We start from the raw sequence: 19,777 nt of genomic DNA, 5'->3' as shown, positions 1-19,777 counted from the left end.
CGTAACTATCGTGTTTGGATTCTATTTGTTTCTTACGCAGCATGTTTTGGTATTGAGATTTTCATTCATAATATTGCTGCGATGTATTATGTCGATCACTTTAATATGGGCTTAAAAGAAGCAGGCTTAACAGCAGGTATCTTTGGCCTACTTGCCTTATTCGCTCGTGCTTTAGGTGGAATTGTTTCAGATAAAGTTGCGATTTCAAAAGGTTTAGATGGTCGTACAAAAGTATTATTTATTCTTATCTTATGTGAAGGCTTGTTCCTCATTCTCTTCTCACAAATGAATACTGTAGCTCTTGCTATTATCAGTATGACTGTGTTCGCGCTCTTCACACATATGTCTTGCGGAGCAACTTATGCTTTAGTTCCTTTCATTGACCGTAATGCACTTGGTGGTGTGGCGGGCATTATTGGTGCTGGTGGTAATGTTGGTGCGGTTGCAGCAGGCTTCCTACTCAAAGGCTTACTAGATGTTCAAACTTGCCTCATGATTTTAGGTGGTCTTGTAACTGTGGCCGCCTTCGGTGTCATCCTCATCCGCTTCTCTGTAGAACATAAAACAAAAGAACAGCAACTGTTTGACCAAGCTGTGCTTGAACGCAACTCTGTCACCTCTTAATCATCCTTCACTTAGTGCGGGGAAACTTACCTTTCCCCTGCACAATATCTAAATTAAATCCAGAAATTATAATCTCTCAGGGGTCTCAATATGAAATTGAATCTTCTTAGCTTTGCTATGCTCAGTGTTTTAACAACTACGACATTTGCCGCAGATAACTTTTTAAGCCAAACTAAATTTTCTCTCGATAGTCGCCTACGTTACGAATTGGTTGACCAAGATAACCAACTAAAAAATGCTGATGCTTGGACTTTGAGACTACGCCCTTCACTGGAAACTGGCTCTTGGCATGGCTTAAGTGCATTTGTACAAGGAGAAGGCACTGTCGAAATTAATGATCATTTCAATAGTACACGTAATGCTGAAACAAACTACAGTACAGTCCCTGATCCTCAAAACCTAGAATTGAATCAAGCTTATTTAAAATATACTTATAGTCCAAAGTTTGATTTAAGTATTGGTCGCCAAGCTATTAATTTAGATAATCAGCGCTTTGTAGGCTCCGTAGCTTGGCGTCAAAATGATCAAACCTTTGATGCGATTAGTTTAAATATTAAACCTTGCAAAGAGTTTGGTTTGTATTATGCCTATATTGATCAAGTCAATACTATTTTTGGCAGTGAAGATGCAAAACCTAAATTTGTAGCAGCTCAAGATGGTAAACAAACCAGTCAAATTCATTTAATTCAAGCTAAAATGAATTACAACCCATTGTTGAACGCAACATTATATGGGTATTTGATGGATTTCGAGGATTTAAGTGCTTGGTCAAATCAAACCTATGGCTTACGCTTAACAGGTAAGAAAAACAATTTTAGATACGTTGCTGAATATGCCAAACAAAGTGAATATGCTGACCAACCTATAAATTATGATGCAGATTATTATGCATTAGAATTAGGTTACAGCATCACGGATAAAGGCTCGGCACTGGGTGAAATCGCACTTGGCTATGAAGTGCTTGGTAGTGATGATGGAAAAATTGCATTTCAAACACCATTGGCGACTAAACATAAGTTTAACGGATGGGCTGACTTATTCTTGACAACGCCTGTGAATGGTTTAACTGACCTGTACATTTCATCAAATTTTAATGTATTTGGTAAAGGTAAATTAGGCACTGAACTACATCAATATCGTAGTGATGAAAAAAATATGGATTATGGTCAAGAATTTTCTGTTTCTTATTCTCATGCTTTGCCTATTAAAGGTCTGTCTGCCCTAGCAAAATTCTCAGATTATCAAGCGGAAGAGTTTTCTGTAGATACTCAAAAGTTATGGTTGCAAATGGATTATAAATACTGATATTGAGTCGTTGTAATCTAATTATAAAAAAACTGTCATCAAATCATCAAATTTCGATGATGTAATAAAAAATAAAAAACTCCAAAATTTGCAAAAAGCTTGCTGATCGACCTTTATCAGCAAGCTTTTTTCTTTTCATAAATTAAAAAGGCTACTTAAGTAGCCTTTCATATTCAAATTAAAGCATAAGATCATATTAGTCTTGACGCTTAGGCAATGGGATATATTGCGACTGCGCATTTTGTTGGGTTTTTCTCTCTCCAACTTTTACTTGCATGCTCTGTTGCTTACCATCTCGCTCAATCACTACATCAATCACACTTTGTGGTGCTTGCAGTGCAACATAGTTAATTAAATGTGAAGCTGAAGTGATTTGCTCATTATTGACTTGAATAATTTTATCGCCGCGTTTTACACCTGCTGCATCTGCTGGACCATCACGCAAAACATCAGCAACAACGACTCCAACAGGTTTCGCAGCCAATACGTCCTCATCCATCGTATTAGGAATTAAGCTAATACCTAACCAACCACGAACAACACGACCATCTTTCAAAATTGAATTTAATACTTGCTGACAAATTTTCGCTGGAATTGCAAAACCAATCCCTAAGGAACCGCCTGATTGAGAGAAAATTGCAGTGTTTACGCCGATTAAATTCCCCGCAACATCAATTAATGCACCACCTGAATTACCGGGATTAATCGCCGCATCAGTTTGAATAAAGTCTTCATAGGTATTGATACCTAAATCTGAACGACCTGTCGCCGAAATAATCCCTTGGGTAACTGTTTGTCCCACACCGAACGGATTACCGATTGCAAGTACAACATCGCCAACTTCATTGCCACTGAGTTTAAACGGTAGAACAGGAAGTTTGTCTAACTCAATTTTAATCACAGCTAGATCAGTATCAGGATCTGTACCAATGACTTTCGCCTCAGCACGACGACCGTCATGCAATGCCACCACAATATGCTCTGCCTGAGCAATCACATGATTATTCGTCAGAATATAACCATCTGCACGAACAATAACACCTGAACCTAAACTATTTTCATTTTGAGGCTGTTGAGGAATTTGATTACCAAAAAACTCACGAAATACAGGATCATTCAATAAAGGATGATTCATCTGTTTTACTTTCTGTGTGGTAAAAATATTTACGACCGCTGGTGCAGCAACTTTTACGGCAGCACTATAGGAAACCACCCCACCCGTTCGAGTTGTATCAATAAGGGGTTCCACTTTTTCAGCAGGCATTTTGACCCCATCAGCAGCAACTGTTGGTTTAGGCTGATGTGATTTCTGCCATGCTAGAAAACTGAATATAACAATGACAAGTAAAACCCAAGGTAACCATGTAAATGCACGGCGCACGATTATTATCCTCTAAGCAAAATTATGTTATGGACAAGTTTATTTATTGAAGAAGAACAACAACTTTCAGTTATTGTAAAGTAAATTGGTTTAAAGCAATGTAAAAGTTAAAAAAGTTTTGTCTAGCTTTAGTTACATTTAAAAATATGCTTTTATTAAGCTGAATCTATAAATATCATTCAGTTGAGGAATCGCATGGCAAATTTGCATGATATTGTGCAATGGTGTAATCAAACTCTAAAAGTTAGTGAGTTTAAAGATTACGCACCCAATGGCTTACAAATTGAAGGCACGCCTGAGGTAAATAAAATAGTCTGTGCTGTTACAGCCTCAGAAGATGCAATTAATGCAGCTATTGCGCAGCAAGCAGATGCCTTACTTGTCCATCATGGTTACTTTTGGAAAGGTGAAGCCTACCCTATTACAGGTATGCGTGGTAATCGAATCAAAAAATTAATTCAGAACAACATCTCTTTGATCGCTTACCATTTGCCTTTAGACTCACATCCCACACTTGGCAATAATGCCGCAATTGCAGATTTAATCGGTTTACAAAAGCTAGAAGCTTTAGATCCATTTGAAAAGCATCCGATTGGGAATATAGGCTATTTGAAAAGTCCATCAAGCCCAGAGCAATTTAAAACAAATTTACAGGCTATTTTTGATTTTAATGTGATTCATTTGCCGAGTGAGAAAACTCAAATCCAAAAAGTAGGATTTTGCACAGGCGGCGCTCAAGATTTTATCAATAAAGCAGCAGAAAAAGATTGTGATGCTTATATTTCTGGGGAAGTCAGTGAGCGTACTTTTTATGAAGCCAAAGAATTAGGGATTCATTATTTTGCCTGTGGTCATCATGCAACTGAACGATATGGCGTACAACGTCTTGCTCAAGCAATTACAAATCAGTTTGCCATTGAAACTATCTATTTCGAACTAAATAATCCGATTTAATAGAATTGACGAATCCGATTTTATTTATCGTTTTTAATTGAACCTTTATTGTATATCGTTCTTTAAAAGACTGCCCTATTATCTTTGGAATCATTTACAATAGAGCCACTTAACGTAAAACCCAGCAATTGCAAGGATTGGAACATGACAACCATTACTTTACCTGCACTTCCATACGGCTATGATGACTTAGCTCCGCACATTACTCGCGAAACTTTAGAATACCATCACGATAAACATCACAATACTTATGTTGTTAACTTAAACAACCTAATCAAAGGCACTGACCTTGAAGGTAAAACTTTAGAAGAAATCATCAAAGCATCTGCTGGTGATGCTTCTAAAGCAGGTATCTTTAATAATGCTGCACAAGTATGGAACCACACATTCTACTGGAACAGCATGAAGCCAAACGGCGGTGGTAAACCAACTGGCGCAATCGCAGCTAAAATCGAAGAAGCTTTTGGTAGCTATGAAAAATTTGCAGAAGAATTTACTGCTGCTGCAACGACTCAATTTGGTTCAGGTTGGGCTTGGTTAGTTGCTGACGAAGTAAATGGTAAATTATCAATTACTAAAACTGCAAATGCAGATACTCCACTTGCTCACGGTCAAATCGCTGTATTAACAATCGACGTTTGGGAACATGCTTACTACATCGACTTCCGTAACTTACGTCCAAAATACATCGCAACTTTCTTAGAAAGCCTAGTGAACTGGGACTATGCAAATGCAAAACTTGCTGGTCAACCAGCAGGTGTTGAGAAATAATTTTTATTTCTTGAATAAAAACTGCCCACTTCGGGCAGTTTTTTTATAATTAAAAATTAAAAAGCATATTTATCAAGCAAACGATTCATTTTATTTATTATTCTTATTGACGCGTCTGAAATTCATCCCTAAAATGCGCATCAGATTCTCCAATAGCTCAGTCGGTAGAGCGACGGACTGTTAATCCGCAGGTCCCTGGTTCGAGCCCAGGTTGGAGAGCCAATCTACTATTCTTCCATAGCTCAGTCGGTAGAGCGACGGACTGTTAATCCGCAGGTCCCTGGTTCGAGCCCAGGTGGAAGAGCCAAGATTCTAAAAAAGCCCCGATCAATAATCGGGTTTTTTTATTACTTAATAACAAAAATGACCAATAAAAAAACTCCTGATCAACAGAAGCTTTTTGTCTTTTAAATCAGCTTAGGCGGCGGCCCGCGTTGGCACACCGCTATGGAAACGGAACGTATCATCTGGAGTTAAAATTAGATTCTTTTCCACTTCACGAATATGCTCAATCCGTTGCTGGATCGTCTCTTCTGGATCTTTAAGTTTCGCTGTTTTTGCAACATCTAAAGCTAAAGCCAAATAGTCTTCAAAATGACGAGATTCAGACTTAAGTAAGTAGCGGTAGTAACGCCCCAGCTCATCGTCCACAACAGGTGCCAGAGCATAAAAACGTTCACACGAACGTGCTTCGACAAATGCACCGATAATCATGACATCAATTAAAGCTTCAGGCTCATAGGTACGGATTTCTTTACGTAATCCACCCGCATAGCGCCCTGCACTCAAACCCTTCCATTCTTGACCGCGTTTGTTCATGAATTCCAAAACCTGCTCATAATGCAGCATTTCTTCACGTACTAATTGCGCCAATTTCACTTGTAGGTCCGTAAAGAAACTATAGCGGAACATCAAATTCATAGCCGTACTTGCTGCTTTTTTCTCACAGTTGGCATGGTCTTGCATTAAGATGTCCAGATTATTAATGGCCTCATCTAACCACGCTTGAGGAGTCGCACAACCTAAAAATGCGATGACAGGTTGCATCAACTCATCATAATTTACACTACTCATCAACTTATCTCGCAGCAGTCCGAATCGCTGCTTTCATATCTGTTACTGCTTGAGCCAGACCAACAAATACACTATCGGCAATAATCGAATGACCAATGTTGAGTTCATGAATTTGTGGAATTGCTGCAATCGCTGCCACATTATCCAAATTTAAACCATGTCCAGCATTCACAACCAAGCCTTTTGCCGCTGCATACTCAGCACCTTTGATAATACGAGCTAATTCAGCTTGTTGCTGCTCATCTGTTTCGGCATCAGCATAAGCGCCCGTATGGATTTCAATCGTTGGTGCACCACATGCCACAGCTGCATCAATCTGTGCAAAATCTGCATCGATAAACAAAGACACATCACTGCCAATCGCTTTCAGTGCTTCAGTTGCCGCCTTCACTTTTTCAAAATGCCCAATCACATCCAATCCACCTTCGGTGGTCACTTCTTGACGACGCTCAGGTACAAAGCAAACATGCTGAGGTTGAATCTCTTTGGCAAACGCAACCATTTCATCAGTTACCGCCAATTCAAGATTCATGCGTGTTTTTAACAATGGACGCATACGACGTACATCATCATCTTGTATATGGCGGCGATCTTCACGCAAATGCAAAGTAATCCCCTCAGCACCTGCCTGTTCACAGACTAAAGCAGCCTGAACTGGATCAGGGTAAGTTGTACCACGTGCTTGTCTTAATGTCGCAACATGATCAATGTTTACACCTAAGATTGCAGCCATAAAAAATATCCTATCGGTTTAGCCCTGAATCATTATTTTCAATACATCAGGAATATCAAGTTTGTGTACTTTGAATCCAAAGTTGACGGCTTTTCAGCGGTCGATCACCCAACAAGGAGCTAATCATTTGACGGTATAGTTTACCCAATAATTGCAATTGTTCGTGAGAAAAATCCTGCCCATCTTCATAACTTTGCATTGAAGCAATCAACACACCATCAAGTGTTGAACGCGAGGCTTGTGAAACTGGCAGAAAGCCATCATTGAGCTGAAATTGATAATGCTGGTTGACCTGAATGTCTTGTTGACTCGCATCTGTTGAGAAATCAATGGCGTAGCCAAGTTCCACCAATAATACATGCTCAAATTGACGCAAAATCTGCCGAAGAAATACAGCAGCTTGTTCGTGTGTGGCCAATTGCTGTAACAGCACTAAAATTAACTGATATTGTTCAAATGTTTGTGGCATCATCTCTTCTAAGGGACATAGTCGCAATAGAATTTCATTTAAATAAAAACCAGCAAAAAATGCATCACCGTGAAAGAATACAGGTTGATTCAGAATTTCCAGTTTTGTGAAGTTCTTTAGTTCAGATTTGCCTGTGGCTTGCAGACGAATTGGCTGATATTGCGGCGGTGGAGTCTGTCTTAGAATCCCATCCACCCGACCATATTCTTGTGTAAATAAATGCACAATATGGCTTTTTTCACGATATTTACGATGATGAATCAAATAACCATGTAGGACTTCATTGCGCATCATAGTACAAGACTAGTCCTTCTTTTTCTCATCCTTTTCTTCATCATCGCCATCGGGAATCACTGCGCCAACAACCGCAGCAGTTCCTTTAACAACACCTTTGGTGGTCTTATAAGCAACTTTAACAGGTACAGTCACAAGCTTGTGAATACAGCCTTGCAACATGAATACACATGTCACAATCGCGAGTATACGAATTGTTGTTTTCATACCTGTTTCCGTTATCTTAAATGCGATTAAATATCGCTATAACCCAAGCTTTTGAGTGCACGCTCATCATCAGACCAACCACCTTTGACTTTCACCCAAAGCGTTAGCATAATTTTTTGCTCAAACATTTTTTCCATGTCTGTACGTGCATCCATGCCGATGCTTTTCAACTTCGCACCTTTATCGCCAATCACAATGGCTTTTTGCCCTTGGCGTTCTACAAAAATGGTCGCATCAATATACGTACATGGCGGCTTTAAACGACCTGTTTTTTCATTTACGGCTGCTTCTTCAGTTTTAAATGATTCAATTTGAACCGTTAAATCATATGGAAGCTCTTCACCTAACTGACGCATAATTTTCTCACGAATGATTTCACTCGCAAGGAAACGCTCAGAACGATCGGTAATCTGATCCAATGAATACAAAGGTGGCTGATATGGCAAATATTTTTCAATCGTGTCACGCAAATGATCTAGATTTGCACCACGCAATGCTGAAACTGGCACAATTTCAGCAAAATTCATTAACTTGGCACGCTCTCGAATCAGCGGTAAAGCTTCATTTTTATTTTCAAATGTATCGAGCTTGTTGATCACCAGAATCACTGGCATATCGGCATTTTTAAGTTTTTCCAAAACCAATTCATCGTTTTGAGTCCACTTTTGTGCATCAACGACAAATAAAACCAAGTTCACATCACGCAATGCTGAATGTGCAGCGCGGTTCATCATCTTATTGATGGCACGCACTTCTTTCTTATGCATCCCAGGCGTATCTACGAATACAGCCTGTGATTTCTCACGTGAATCAATCCCCACAATCTTATGACGTGTGGTTTGCGGCTTACGTGAGGTAATCGATAGTTTTTGACCCAAGATATGGTTCATCAAAGTTGACTTGCCCACGTTTGGGCGACCAACGATGGCAACAAAACCGCTTTTAAAATCTGAAGGAATGGTCGCTCCTTGAGAACTAAAAAATTGATCAACTAGATTATTGCCATCTTGCTGTTCAGTTGCTTCTGGCTTATTTTCTTCTGAATGAGACATCAGGTTATTGCTCCAATAATTTTAAAATCTCTGCCGCTGCCGTTTGTTCGGCAAAACGACGACTTGAGCCCTCGCCTATAATTTTTGGCAATCCCGCTACATCACATTCCACTTTGAAATGTTGATTAGGGGCGTCGCCCTGAATATCTACAACCTCGTAAACTGGGAGAGGTTTTTTACGTGCTTGTAAATACTCTTGCAAACGTGATTTAGGGTCTTTCAGCTGATCTGTAGGTTCGATATGATCAAGATATGGTTCATACCATTTTAGCACAATGCGTTCTAGCAAGTTGAGATCATTGCTGTCTAAATAAATAGCACCAATGATTGCTTCAACAGTATCAGCCAGAATTGACTCTCGATGGTGTCCACCTGATTTTAACTCGCCTGTGCTTAAAATTAACGACCGACTGAGTTGTAAATCATTTGCGATTTTTCCTAATGCTTCTTGTCGAACCAAAGTCGCACGCATTCGCGTTAAACGACCTTCATTTTCAAGCGGATAGGTATTGTACAAATAATTTGCAACGATCATTCCTAATAATGCATCGCCTAGAAATTCTAGGCGTTCATAATTATGTTTATGGCTGACAGAACGATGGGTCAAAGCCAGTTTTAACAATTCAAACTGTTTAAACTGGTAACCTATTCGACCCTGTAGCCGTGTATCATTGAGCTTGTTTTGCAGATTTTTGGTCAAAAGTCTTCTCAAAATTCATAACTAAACTAATATTCAATACGAAGGGTTTACGCACTTCATACTTTTTCTTTACAACTAAATCTTCCTTATAAGTCACTTGAGCAATATTTGGAAAGCGTAAGTCTCTCACATTGTTCATTTCCATTCTTTGCTCCATTTGAGCGGTAAATTTTGCTGGAGTCACATTATCAGGGCTCTCTTTTAATAATTCCTGAATCTGCGTATCAATAATTTTATCATCCCAATAAGCTGGCCAAATTGCGACTGCTGCTTTCACAGCCATCGCAAATAAAATCACTCCAAACAATATTGCGATATAAGATGCCCCTTGTTGAGATTTACGCATCTGCATACTTCCTATGTATTTTTATTAGTTAATCTTACCATTGCGATTGAAACTTGGTAGGTTAAAACCAGGTTCTTTATGCATCCAAACATAAAAAGCACGACCTGTTAAATTCGCTTCAGGGACAAATCCCCAAAAACGACTGTCTGCACTTTGATCTCTATTATCACCCATTGCAAAATACTGTCCTTTTGGCACAGTTACTTCCCAATCCTGCCCATTACTTTGAATAAAAACATTATTCTCTTTGGCAACAAATGGAACTAGAGCATCAGCTCCACGTAACTTTGCAAATTGAAATTGTTCTGCTAAAGGATTACGACCATCTAAATAACGAATTAAATGCTGGTGTTCACCTAATGTTTCTTTAAAGTAATAAACTGTAGGAGTTTCTAATTGATCTTTATCACGTTTAAATTCAGTTGCGACTTTAGCAATTTGCTTTCCGTTAATAATTAATTGTCCAGCTTTAAACTGAATATGGTCGCCTGGTAAACCCACCACACGCTTAATATAGCTAATGGTTGGTTGTGGTGGATAACGAAATACGATGACTTCACCACGTTTTGGCTCACCTACATCAATTACTTTTGCATTTACAATCGGTAAGCGCACACCATAATCAAATTTATTTACTAAAATAAAATCACCTGTTTCTAAGGTAGGCACCATAGAATCAGATGGAATATTAAATGGTTCATATAAGAAAGAACGAAGGATTAAGACTACTGCTAACACGGGCCAAAAATCATATGCCCACGTTATAACAAAATTTTCCTGATCACGCCCTTTATTTGCACGTTGTTTTAGTACAAATTTATCGAGTAGCCACACCAGAAAAAAAATCAGTGTAACTGGTACCAGAATCAAATTAAAATCAAAATCCACACGTCCTCTCCCGCAGTCTAGCTGCTCGTTTTGCAGCTAGGTAAATTTATTTACCTACCTAGCCTCTCTCTTTTTATCTATCCACTTTCAATACAGCTAAGAACGCTTCTTGAGGAATTTCAACACTTCCTACTTGCTTCATACGTTTCTTACCTTCTTTTTGTTTTGCAAGAAGTTTCTTCTTACGTGAAACATCACCACCATAACATTTTGCCAATACGTTCTTGCGCATGGCTTTTACGGTAGAGCGTGCAATGATTTGTGCACCAATTGCCGCTTGAATTGCAACATCATACATTTGGCGTGGAATCAAATCTTTCATCTTCTCAACCAATGCAATACCACGATGACGCGCATCTTGACGGTGACAAATCATAGCTAAGGCATCAACCTTTTCACTATTAATTAACACGTCAACCTTAACTAAAGATGAACTCTCAAAACGCACAAAGTTATAATCTAAAGATGCAAAACCACGTGAACAAGATTTCAACTTATCGAAGAAATCCATTACCACTTCTGCCATAGGAATTTCAAAAGTGATTGAAACTTGATTACCCAAGAATTTCATATCTTTTTGAACACCACGACGTTCGATACACAAAGTCATGACATTACCTAAATATTCTTGTGGCACAAGAATATGACATTCTGCAATCGGCTCACGCAAATCTTCAACTGTTGAACCATCAGGCATTTTTGATGGGCTGTCGATATAAATAATATCGCCTTTTTTAGTCAATGCTTCATAGATTACTGTTGGTGCAGAACTGATCAGATCAAGATCGTATTCACGTTCTAAACGCTCTTGTACAATTTCCATATGAAGCATGCCTAGGAAGCCACAACGGAAACCAAAGCCTAAAGCATCTGAACTTTCTGGTTCGAAGAACAGAGCTGAGTCATTAATTTGTAATTTTTGTAGCGCTTCACGGAATGGTTCAAAGTCACTGGCGTCAATTGGGAAAAGACCCGCATAGACCTGCGGTTTAACCTTCTTAAAACCTGGTAAAATAGCGACATCTGGTGTGTTAGACAAAGTAATTGTATCGCCCACAGGCGCACCAAAAATATCTTTAATACCAGCGATCACGAAGCCAACTTCACCCGCTTCGAGAATATCTGTTTCAGTGTGTTTAGGATTGAATACGCCAACAGATGTAACTGGATGAGTTTGCCCCGTTGATTTCACCAACATTTTGTCGCCCTTGCGGATACGACCTTGTTTGATTCGAACCAGAGAAACAACACCTAAATAGTTATCGAACCATGAGTCAATAATCAACGCTTGTAAAGGTGCATCACGATCACCTTCTGGCGCAGGAATCACATCGACCAAACGCTCTAAAACACCTTCAACCCCTAAACCCGTTTTTGCTGAACAGGTTGGTGCATCTGTCGCTTCAATTCCGATAATTTCTTCAATTTCGTGGATCACACGCTCAGGTTCTGCTTGTGGCAAATCAATCTTATTCAAGATTGGTAGAACTTCTAACCCCTGCTCGATCGCCGTATAACAGTTTGCTACAGATTGTGCTTCAACACCTTGCGCAGCATCGACGACTAAAAGCGCACCTTCACATGCGGCCAAAGAACGTGATACTTCATAAGAAAAGTCGACGTGTCCTGGTGTATCAATAAAGTTCAATTGATACTCTTGACCATTTGGATGCGTGTAATACAACGTTACCGATGCAGCTTTAATGGTAATCCCACGCTCACGTTCAAGCTCCATAGAGTCTAATACTTGAGCTTGCATCTCGCGATCTTGTAAACCACCACACATTTGAATGAATCGATCCGCCAAGGTTGATTTACCATGGTCAATGTGAGCAATAATCGAGAAATTACGTATATTTTTGATATCTACGGATTTTTTAGCTTGCGCCATGGGTTACCTTAACAAAATAGAATGCTCTAAACTTATAACAAGTCATGAGCCAAAGCGGTTTAACAAAATTGTTGGGGATTATAGCAGAACAGCATTTCAAAGTATTCAAAATAATTACCCCATCAAAGCCTCTAGATGGCGATTTCAGTCCTTCGATTTACTCATATAAAGTTGAAAAATCCATCGGATTTAAACCTGATCCAATCGGTTGGTAGGCATGAGTAAAACTCGGTGACATACGCTTTGGACGGCCTGTTGTAATTTCAATACACGCCCATTTGGTATTCCCTACGAATAAAATACTTTGATCCTTTGGACGGTAAAATGCGTACTGACGAAAGGAATAGAGCGCATTAATATCATCTAACCATGTCCGCAAGATGACTTCTTCACCTTCAAGTGCTGCTTTCCGATACTGAACATGGTGCTCTACCGCCACCATTGCATGTTTGAGTTCTAAATATTGAGCTAGACCTAAACCTAATCTTTCAATATGGGCTGCTGCGACATCTTGCATCCACTGAATATACATGACGTTATTGACATGACCTAAAACATCAATATGTTCAGGTTGTACAGTTATTCTCAAATCAAAAATAGTACTCATAAACCTACTTATTTCGTCAATCCAAGCTCAGTCGCATACACTAATCTAAACACTTATACATTACAAAATAAAAACCACCCTATTTTCAGGGTGGTTTAAAAAAAACTAACAATAGCTTAAGGCAAACGTAAACCTAAAATTGCACGCTGGCCTTGGCGAATAATAGCTACTCGAGCAACACTATTTTTTGGTAGAGCCGCCATTGTTTTTACAAACATTTGACTATTTAAAATAGGTGTACCATTCACTTGAAGGATAACATCACCTGCAACAATGTTTGACAATGATGCTAAGCTACCGCGTTTAACATCCTGCACCAATATCCCACCACGGACATCCAATTTTGCTTGCTCTTCAGGCGTCAAATTACGGATGCTCATTCCTAGACCACTGGTTGGATTGTTTTTATCCTCAGCGGCTGGCGTATCGTCTGGTGCAGTACCTAAAGTTGCTGAAATAATACGGACTTTATCGTCACGTAATACTTCTAATTGAACAGTCTGACTAGGTGCTACACGATTTAATACATTTAACAAATCGCTAGTACGGGAAATAGAAGAACCATTAATTTTTAAAATCACATCCCCAGACTTTAAACCTGCTTTTTCAGCGGGTGACTTCGGTGTAACTTGATTAATCAATGAGCCTTCTGGTTTTGGTAATTTGTATGCTTCTGCAAGGTTACGATCAATATCTTGCAACATCACGCCAAGGTATGAACGAGTCACTTTACCATTGGTTTTAAGCTGTTGGACTACATCCATAGCGACATCAATAGGAATAGAGAATGACAAGCCCATATAACCGCCAGTACCACTAAAGATACGCGAGTTAACACCAACCACTTCACCTCGTTGGTTAAATAAAGGACCACCAGAGTTACCAGGGTTTAATGCAGCATCTGTTTGAATGAACGGTACTGACGTTTCACCACTCATATTTCGAGATTTAGCGCTCACAATCCCTGCTGAAGCTGAATAATCAAAGCCAAAGGGCGAACCAATTGCTAAAACAGGCTCACCAACTTTTAACTGGTTTACATTACCAATTTTTAATTCCGGGAAATTTGCACCATTTACTTTAAGCACAGCAACATCAGTGCGCTCATCACTACCAACCAAAGTTGCATCAAGTTCACGTCGATCGTTTAAAGTAATACTGATACGAGACGCATTTTCAATCACATGGTGGTTTGTAACGAGATAACCATCTTTACTAATAAAAAATGCACTACCGTATGCAGTTTTTTCTTGTGGCCCTTGTTGTTGAGGGATAATGACTTGATTACCAAAAAAACGTCTTAAAATTTCAGGCACTTGCTGCTGTAACAACTCTTCCTGAGTCATTTTTTTTACAACATTGACACTGACAACCGCAGGACTCACCTGCTCAACGAGATTTGAAAAATCTACTGGTGAAGCAGCATTAACCTGTACTGCAGCAACCGTAAATACCGCAGCATACATTCCTTGTTGTAAATAGCGACTTTTCATGAAGTGAGAACCTACGTACTAATGATCTATAGAATATTAAGATTATGTTTGTATCATAACCCAACTGTAATCTTCGTAAAAATATGTTGATATTTTCAATGCATACAACGATGTAGCATATTGAAATGTGAATAAATTATGGAGAAAGTCTCCATGATTTATAAGCTTATTAACGTTTTATCGTGGGCAGCTTAATATTAGATTAAAACGATATATTGAATACTTATCCTTGTTAGACTTTAAGGTGATTGACAATTCATATCAGTAAAAATTGTTTACATTCGCTAAAAAATCGTTCAATTCTAGGCAGATTGGCACTTGCCTTTTTTGTTAAAAAGCGTTGTCATTAGCGAACGTTTAAAACTGAAGCAGATCGACATGCCTGATTTAAAAACAATTCACCATTTTGACGTGATAATTGTGGGCAGTGGCGGTGCAGGTTTAAGTCTTGCACTCTCTTTACCGAGTCATTACAACATTGCCATTTTAGCAAAAGCTGAGCTCACAGAAGCCAGTACTTTTTATGCTCAAGGTGGTGTTGCAGCGGTCTTAGACGAGACTGATTCAATTCAACAACATATTAATGACACTATGATTGCAGGCGGACATCTTTGTGAATTAGATGCCGTTAAACATACAGTCGAAGGCGGCAAGCCTTCTGTTGATTTCTTATTAAAGCAAGGTGTTCAATTCACTTTAGATGATGATGAGCAATTACACCTCACCCGTGAAGGTGGTCATTCACAACGCCGCATCATTCATTCTGCTGATGCAACAGGTAAGGCAATTTCAACTACTCTCGTTGAACGTGCTAAAGAACGAAAAAATATTACAATTTTTGAAAATTATATTGCGATTGATCTCATCACACTACACAAGCTTGGTCATCTCGACAAAAATAATCGTGCGATTGGTTTATATGCATTAAATGAAAAAACAGAACAAGTTCATACATTCTTAGCCCCTTTCACAGCTTTGGCCTGTGGTGGTGCAATGAAAGCTTATCTCTATACTTCTAACCCTGACATTGCGACCGGTGATGGTATCGCGATGGCTTATCGAGCTGGTTGTCGTGTTGCCAATATGGAATTTAACCAATTCCATCCAACATGTTTGTATCATCCGAAAGCGCGTTCTTTTCTCATTACCGAAGCCATGCGTGGTGAGGGTGCGTATCTACGTTTGCCTGATGGTGAACGTTTTATGTTACGCCTTGATGAGCGTGCTGAACTTGCGCCACGTGATATTGTTGCACGTGCAATTGACTATGAAATCAAACGTCTAGGTATTCGTCATGTTTGGTTAGACATCACACATAAATCACCTGAATTTATCACTGAGCACTTCCCTACGCTTTATGCACGCTTGCTCGAACTTGGGATTGATATTACCAAAGATATGATTCCCGTTGTTCCAGCAGCGCACTATACCTGTGGTGGTGTCGTTGTAGATGAGCATAGCCAAACTGACTTAGATGGTTTATATGCGATTGGCGAAACTTCATATACTGGCTTACACGGCGCTAACCGTATGGCAAGTAACTCACTGCTTGAATGTTTCGTTTATGGCATGAGTGCAGCAGAAGATATTCAAAGCAAACATAATGTTAGCTTTGAATTTCCAGATGTACCCTCTTGGGATGAATCTCAAGTGACTGATGCAGATGAAGATGTTGTCATCTTGCAAAACTGGGATGAATTACGTTCAACCATGTGGAACTATGTGGGTATTGTTCGCACCACTAAACGTTTGCAACGTGCTTTACACCGCATCGAAATGTTGAAACGTGAAATCAACGAATATTATCAAGGCTACCGTGTCAGTAAAAACTTGATTGAATTACGTAACCTAGTTCTGGTTTCGGAAATGATTGTACGTTGCGCAATGGAACGCAAGGAATCACGTGGTTTGCATTACACACTGGATTATCCAGAGCTCTCGAATGAGATTCGTAAGACGGTTTTAACACCACCAAATTTTAAAGTGGAACAGCCGTTGGTGAATAAACCATAATTGTTTATATAGTCTGAATCAATGATAGATTCAGACTATTTTTCCTTTTAAATAAAAGATGATCGCAATATAGATCACTGTAATAATAGGAATTACAACATATAACTTCATCCAGATAAAACCACCTAATGGTAAAAGTAATATAAAAAATAATTCCCTAACTTCAAAAAAATATGGGTATTCATTTATTCTTAACGCCCAAACGCTTAAAGCGGCAATAGAAAAAGCAAACATCATAATAAATATTATTTTGACTGGAATAAAAAGTTTATACGTTGAAGTTTTAAATGCTAAATAAATAGAGATAGAATTTAATATGATAAAAAAGGTATTTGGTGCTGTATGGACAATATGCCTTGTAAAATATGGATAACAAATATACAGGATCAGTATATTTGTTATTACAGCAATAAATAAATTAAGACCCTGATTCAAATCTTGTTGTAGATATCGCTTCATTTTTTATCAATTCAAGAATGCCTATGTTAAAGATAGCGCAAAGCCTCTTCAAACACCAAATCCGCATTCTGAGTCGCATCCAAACGCTTCATCCGTTCAGGCTCTGCTTGCCACAATATCTCATAACCCGCACGCACTTTAGCAAAGAAACTCAACTTCTCTTGCTCAAAACGATCCAATGCCCCGCGCTCTCTCGCACGCGTCATGCCCAACTCAATCGGCGCATCCAACCAAAAGGTAATATTCGGCATTTTCGCCACAAAAGTTTGATTTAATAATTGCAACTTTTCCTGACTTAAACCACGTCCAGAACATTGATATGCAAAACTTGCATCAGTAAAACGATCACTTAAAACGATCTTACCTACATTTAAAGCAGGGATAATGACTTGTTGTAAATGTTGCGCACGTGCTGCATAAATCAATAACAACTCAGTATCATGACTCATTTGCTCTTCATGATTCACCGCTAATAATAAAGAGCGAATCTCTTCAGCTAACGGCGTTCCACCCGGTTCACGCGTCAAAACGACTTCTTTACCTTGCTGTTCAAAGTACTGATGAATTTTACGGATGAGTGTCGTCTTACCTACACCTTCCGTACCTTCAAAACTAATAAACATCATTCATCCTACTTTTGCTTTGCACGTAACGCAGTTAAATATTCTTGAACTGCACGATTATGATCTTCTAAAGAAGCTGTAAATTTATGCCCACCATTACCTGTAGCAACAAAGTAAATATTTTTAGCGTCATCTGGATGCATTGCTGCTTCAATCGCTTTTTTACTTGGTAATGCAATCGGAGTTGGCGGCAAACCATTGATCGTGTATGTATTATAAGGCGTTGCTGTCCGTAAATCATTACGAGTGATATTCCCCTTATAATTATCCCCCATACCATAGATTACAGTTGGATCAGTTTGTAAGCGCATACCAATTTTTAAACGACGTACAAACACACCTGAAACTTGTTCTAGTTCACTATCTAAACTGGTTTCTTTTTCAATAATCGAAGCCATGATTAAAGCTTGATATTTATCGTTATAGGGTAAGTTCGGTGCTTTTTTTGCCCAAGCTTCATCTAATGATTTCATTTGGCGACGATATAAATCCGTTAAGATTTTCTTATCTGTTTCGCCTTTGGCAAAGAAATAAGTATCTGGTGCAAATAAACCTTCAGGGTGTGAATAAGAAATATCTAAAGCTTTTAATAATTGGTCTTGTGGTAGATCTAAAATAGTCTTGCTAACATTAGGATCTTTCTTTAAATTCTGTAGCAATTGTTTAAAAGTTGTCCCTTCAATCACCAAAATACGATTCATTTGTGCATTTTCAGCATCAGATAGCATATCAAGTACTTGACGAACACTCATCCCTTTATTGATTTCATACACACCAGCTTTCAAACTGTCATGAATCATAAATTTTTGATAAATCTTTAAAATAATAGGGAAATTAACTTTGTTTTCTTTGGCTAGATGATCAATAAATTTTGAGTAAGTATCTCCCGAAGAAATGACCAGAACCTGCTTTTTCCCTTCGACTGGATAGTTCTTAAATAAGCTTGCCCAAAGCACACCGAATACGAGCAAAAGAAAGACGACGATTACAATCAATAAGGCTTTGATAGAAAACTTAGACTTCGGTTGAGCTTTTGGCTTTTTCTTTGTTTTGGCTGGGGTTGTTGGTGGCTTTGGCATATTAATCAATCTGGCTAAGTTTCAATGTTTCAAATAAATCAAGGTAGGGTTGCTGCTCAAAAGCCCGACCATTAAATCGAATAACTGCTTTCATTGGATGTAAAGCATTGCAGAAAAATAGACTTTGAATACGTTCAATATCATTAATCTCTACACAACCTTGTTCACATTCAATATTCTGTTGCTTCATACGAGATAGAATCTTAGCTCGCATGACGCCATGGACGCCATTATAACGAAGTTCTGGTGTAATCCATCGGTCATTTATACGAATAAAACAATTACTGCTCACCCCTTCTACAATATAACCTTGTACATCGGTTACCAATGCTTCAAGCCACCCCAGATGGTCAGCTTCCTGCTTTAATAACACTTGTTCTAAACGGTTTAATGTTTTTAAACCCACTAAATGCGGCATATTCAAACCTAGAGCATGATTAAGTACTCCACTCTCAATCCACTCTGGTTGAAAAACTTGCATGACTTTGGGGTAATACCAAACATAAACATCAGCAGCATGTAGCGGCAGACTGTATCCTCGATCTCCCTCGCCCCGACTAATCACGATTTTTAAAGTGCCATTCAAGGTAAAATGCCGTTGTTGTAGTTGTGCTAAGGATCTATCTATGAGCGATAAATCCACATCAAGACTTAATCTTTGGCAAGCCAATGCCAAACGAGCAAAGTGTAATTGTTTTAGTTCAAACGTATCTTGAAAAATTCGCGCAGTGGTAAAGCAGCCATCTCCATAATGAAAGGCTCGATCTAACAATGGAATCGAATCAATCAATTGTCCATTTTTATAACACTGCAT

General features: G+C 38.8%; 20 protein-coding genes and 2 tRNA genes. 7 read left to right on the top strand and 15 right to left on the bottom strand.

Annotation, left to right across the window (positions count from 1 at the left end; genetic code table 11):
- A partial coding sequence (locus AAV96_RS12155; protein ID WP_046739484.1) for an MFS transporter occupies positions 1-624 on the top strand: 624 nt, incomplete at its 5' end.
- 90 nt (positions 625-714) lie between these two features.
- On the top strand, positions 715-1,929 hold the full coding sequence (locus AAV96_RS12150; RefSeq protein ID WP_046739483.1) for an alginate export family protein: 1,215 nt from the start codon (positions 715-717) through the stop codon (positions 1,927-1,929).
- Positions 1,930-2,125: 196 nt separating this feature from the next.
- Here AAV96_RS12150 and AAV96_RS12145 read toward each other — a convergent pair whose 3' ends face one another.
- Positions 2,126-3,310 carry a trypsin-like peptidase domain-containing protein gene (locus tag AAV96_RS12145; RefSeq protein ID WP_046739482.1) on the bottom strand — a complete coding sequence of 395 codons (1,185 nt, stop codon included), beginning with the start codon at positions 3,308-3,310 and terminating at the stop codon, positions 2,126-2,128.
- Between the two features lie 195 nt (positions 3,311-3,505).
- On the opposite strand from AAV96_RS12145, the gene AAV96_RS12140 reads away from it, so the two are divergent.
- The 4 genes from AAV96_RS12140 to AAV96_RS12125 all read left to right on the top strand — a co-directional run bounded on the left by AAV96_RS12140 (position 3,506) and on the right by AAV96_RS12125 (position 5,342).
- The gene (locus AAV96_RS12140; RefSeq protein ID WP_046739481.1) at positions 3,506-4,264 is read left to right on the top strand and encodes a Nif3-like dinuclear metal center hexameric protein; all 759 of its coding nucleotides are present in this window, start codon (positions 3,506-3,508) and stop codon (positions 4,262-4,264) included.
- Positions 4,265-4,408: 144 nt separating this feature from the next.
- Entirely contained in the window at positions 4,409-5,035 is a 627-nt protein-coding gene (locus AAV96_RS12135; RefSeq protein ID WP_004670542.1) for a superoxide dismutase, read from the top strand.
- A gap of 146 nt (positions 5,036-5,181) precedes the next feature.
- Positions 5,182-5,257 (top strand) — tRNA-Asn (locus AAV96_RS12130).
- 9 nt (positions 5,258-5,266) lie between these two features.
- Positions 5,267-5,342, top strand: a tRNA-Asn gene (locus tag AAV96_RS12125).
- Between the two features lie 110 nt (positions 5,343-5,452).
- Here AAV96_RS12125 and AAV96_RS12120 read toward each other — a convergent pair.
- The 11 genes from AAV96_RS12120 to AAV96_RS12070 all read right to left on the bottom strand — a co-directional run bounded on the left by AAV96_RS12120 (position 5,453) and on the right by AAV96_RS12070 (position 14,789).
- Positions 5,453-6,109, bottom strand: a complete 657-nt coding sequence (locus tag AAV96_RS12120; RefSeq protein ID WP_046739480.1) for a tRNA-(ms[2]io[6]A)-hydroxylase — start codon at positions 6,107-6,109, stop codon at positions 5,453-5,455.
- 4 nt (positions 6,110-6,113) lie between these two features.
- A complete protein-coding gene (gene pdxJ / locus AAV96_RS12115; protein WP_046739479.1) occupies positions 6,114-6,842 on the bottom strand; it encodes a pyridoxine 5'-phosphate synthase in 729 nt (242 codons plus the stop codon).
- Positions 6,843-6,897: 55 nt separating this feature from the next.
- Complete coding sequence (recO, locus tag AAV96_RS12110) at positions 6,898-7,605, bottom strand: DNA repair protein RecO (RefSeq protein ID WP_046739478.1); 708 nt, start codon at positions 7,603-7,605, stop codon at positions 6,898-6,900.
- Positions 7,606-7,614: 9 nt separating this feature from the next.
- Positions 7,615-7,812 (bottom strand): NF038104 family lipoprotein, encoded by a 198-nt coding sequence (locus tag AAV96_RS12105; protein WP_005292893.1) that lies wholly within the window; start codon positions 7,810-7,812, stop codon positions 7,615-7,617.
- 26 nt (positions 7,813-7,838) lie between these two features.
- Positions 7,839-8,864 (bottom strand): GTPase Era, encoded by a 1,026-nt coding sequence (gene era, locus AAV96_RS12100; protein ID WP_046739477.1) that lies wholly within the window; start codon positions 8,862-8,864, stop codon positions 7,839-7,841.
- A gap of 4 nt (positions 8,865-8,868) precedes the next feature.
- Positions 8,869-9,564 (bottom strand): ribonuclease III, encoded by a 696-nt coding sequence (rnc, locus tag AAV96_RS12095; protein ID WP_046739476.1) that lies wholly within the window; start codon positions 9,562-9,564, stop codon positions 8,869-8,871.
- Positions 9,533-9,910, bottom strand: a complete 378-nt coding sequence (locus AAV96_RS12090) for a DUF4845 domain-containing protein (RefSeq protein WP_046739475.1) — start codon at positions 9,908-9,910, stop codon at positions 9,533-9,535. The genes rnc and AAV96_RS12090 overlap by 32 nt, the downstream gene beginning before the upstream one ends.
- A gap of 24 nt (positions 9,911-9,934) precedes the next feature.
- On the bottom strand, positions 9,935-10,798 hold the full coding sequence (lepB, locus tag AAV96_RS12085) for a signal peptidase I (protein ID WP_004661246.1): 864 nt from the start codon (positions 10,796-10,798) through the stop codon (positions 9,935-9,937).
- 73 nt (positions 10,799-10,871) lie between these two features.
- Positions 10,872-12,689, bottom strand: a complete 1,818-nt coding sequence (gene lepA / locus AAV96_RS12080; RefSeq protein WP_005215284.1) for a translation elongation factor 4 — start codon at positions 12,687-12,689, stop codon at positions 10,872-10,874.
- Between the two features lie 157 nt (positions 12,690-12,846).
- Positions 12,847-13,296: an acyl-CoA thioesterase gene (locus AAV96_RS12075; RefSeq protein ID WP_046739474.1), complete on the bottom strand. Its 450-nt coding sequence runs from the start codon at positions 13,294-13,296 to the stop codon at positions 12,847-12,849.
- A gap of 116 nt (positions 13,297-13,412) precedes the next feature.
- Complete coding sequence (locus AAV96_RS12070) at positions 13,413-14,789, bottom strand: Do family serine endopeptidase (RefSeq protein ID WP_046739473.1); 1,377 nt, start codon at positions 14,787-14,789, stop codon at positions 13,413-13,415.
- Positions 14,790-15,161: 372 nt separating this feature from the next.
- Between AAV96_RS12070 and nadB the strand changes: the two genes are divergently transcribed.
- Complete coding sequence (gene nadB, locus AAV96_RS12065) at positions 15,162-16,802, top strand: L-aspartate oxidase (protein ID WP_171249148.1); 1,641 nt, start codon at positions 15,162-15,164, stop codon at positions 16,800-16,802.
- A 485-nt stretch (positions 16,803-17,287) separates the two neighbouring features.
- Here the strand turns inward: nadB and tmk are convergent, their stop codons facing one another.
- From tmk to pabC, 3 genes are read right to left on the bottom strand one after another with little or no spacing between them, the layout of a single operon-like run.
- Positions 17,288-17,884 (bottom strand): dTMP kinase, encoded by a 597-nt coding sequence (gene tmk, locus AAV96_RS12055; protein ID WP_046739471.1) that lies wholly within the window; start codon positions 17,882-17,884, stop codon positions 17,288-17,290.
- Between the two features lie 8 nt (positions 17,885-17,892).
- The gene (gene mltG, locus AAV96_RS12050; RefSeq protein ID WP_046739470.1) at positions 17,893-18,963 is read right to left on the bottom strand and encodes an endolytic transglycosylase MltG; all 1,071 of its coding nucleotides are present in this window, start codon (positions 18,961-18,963) and stop codon (positions 17,893-17,895) included.
- Position 18,964: 1 nt separating this feature from the next.
- Positions 18,965-19,777 carry an aminodeoxychorismate lyase gene (pabC, locus tag AAV96_RS12045; protein WP_046739469.1) on the bottom strand — a complete coding sequence of 271 codons (813 nt, stop codon included), beginning with the start codon at positions 19,775-19,777 and terminating at the stop codon, positions 18,965-18,967.

The organism is Acinetobacter sp. AG1 (assembly GCF_001005525.1).
Lineage (GTDB): Bacteria > Pseudomonadota > Gammaproteobacteria > Pseudomonadales > Moraxellaceae > Acinetobacter > Acinetobacter modestus.
This window is presented reverse-complemented; position numbering and strand designations above follow the sequence as displayed.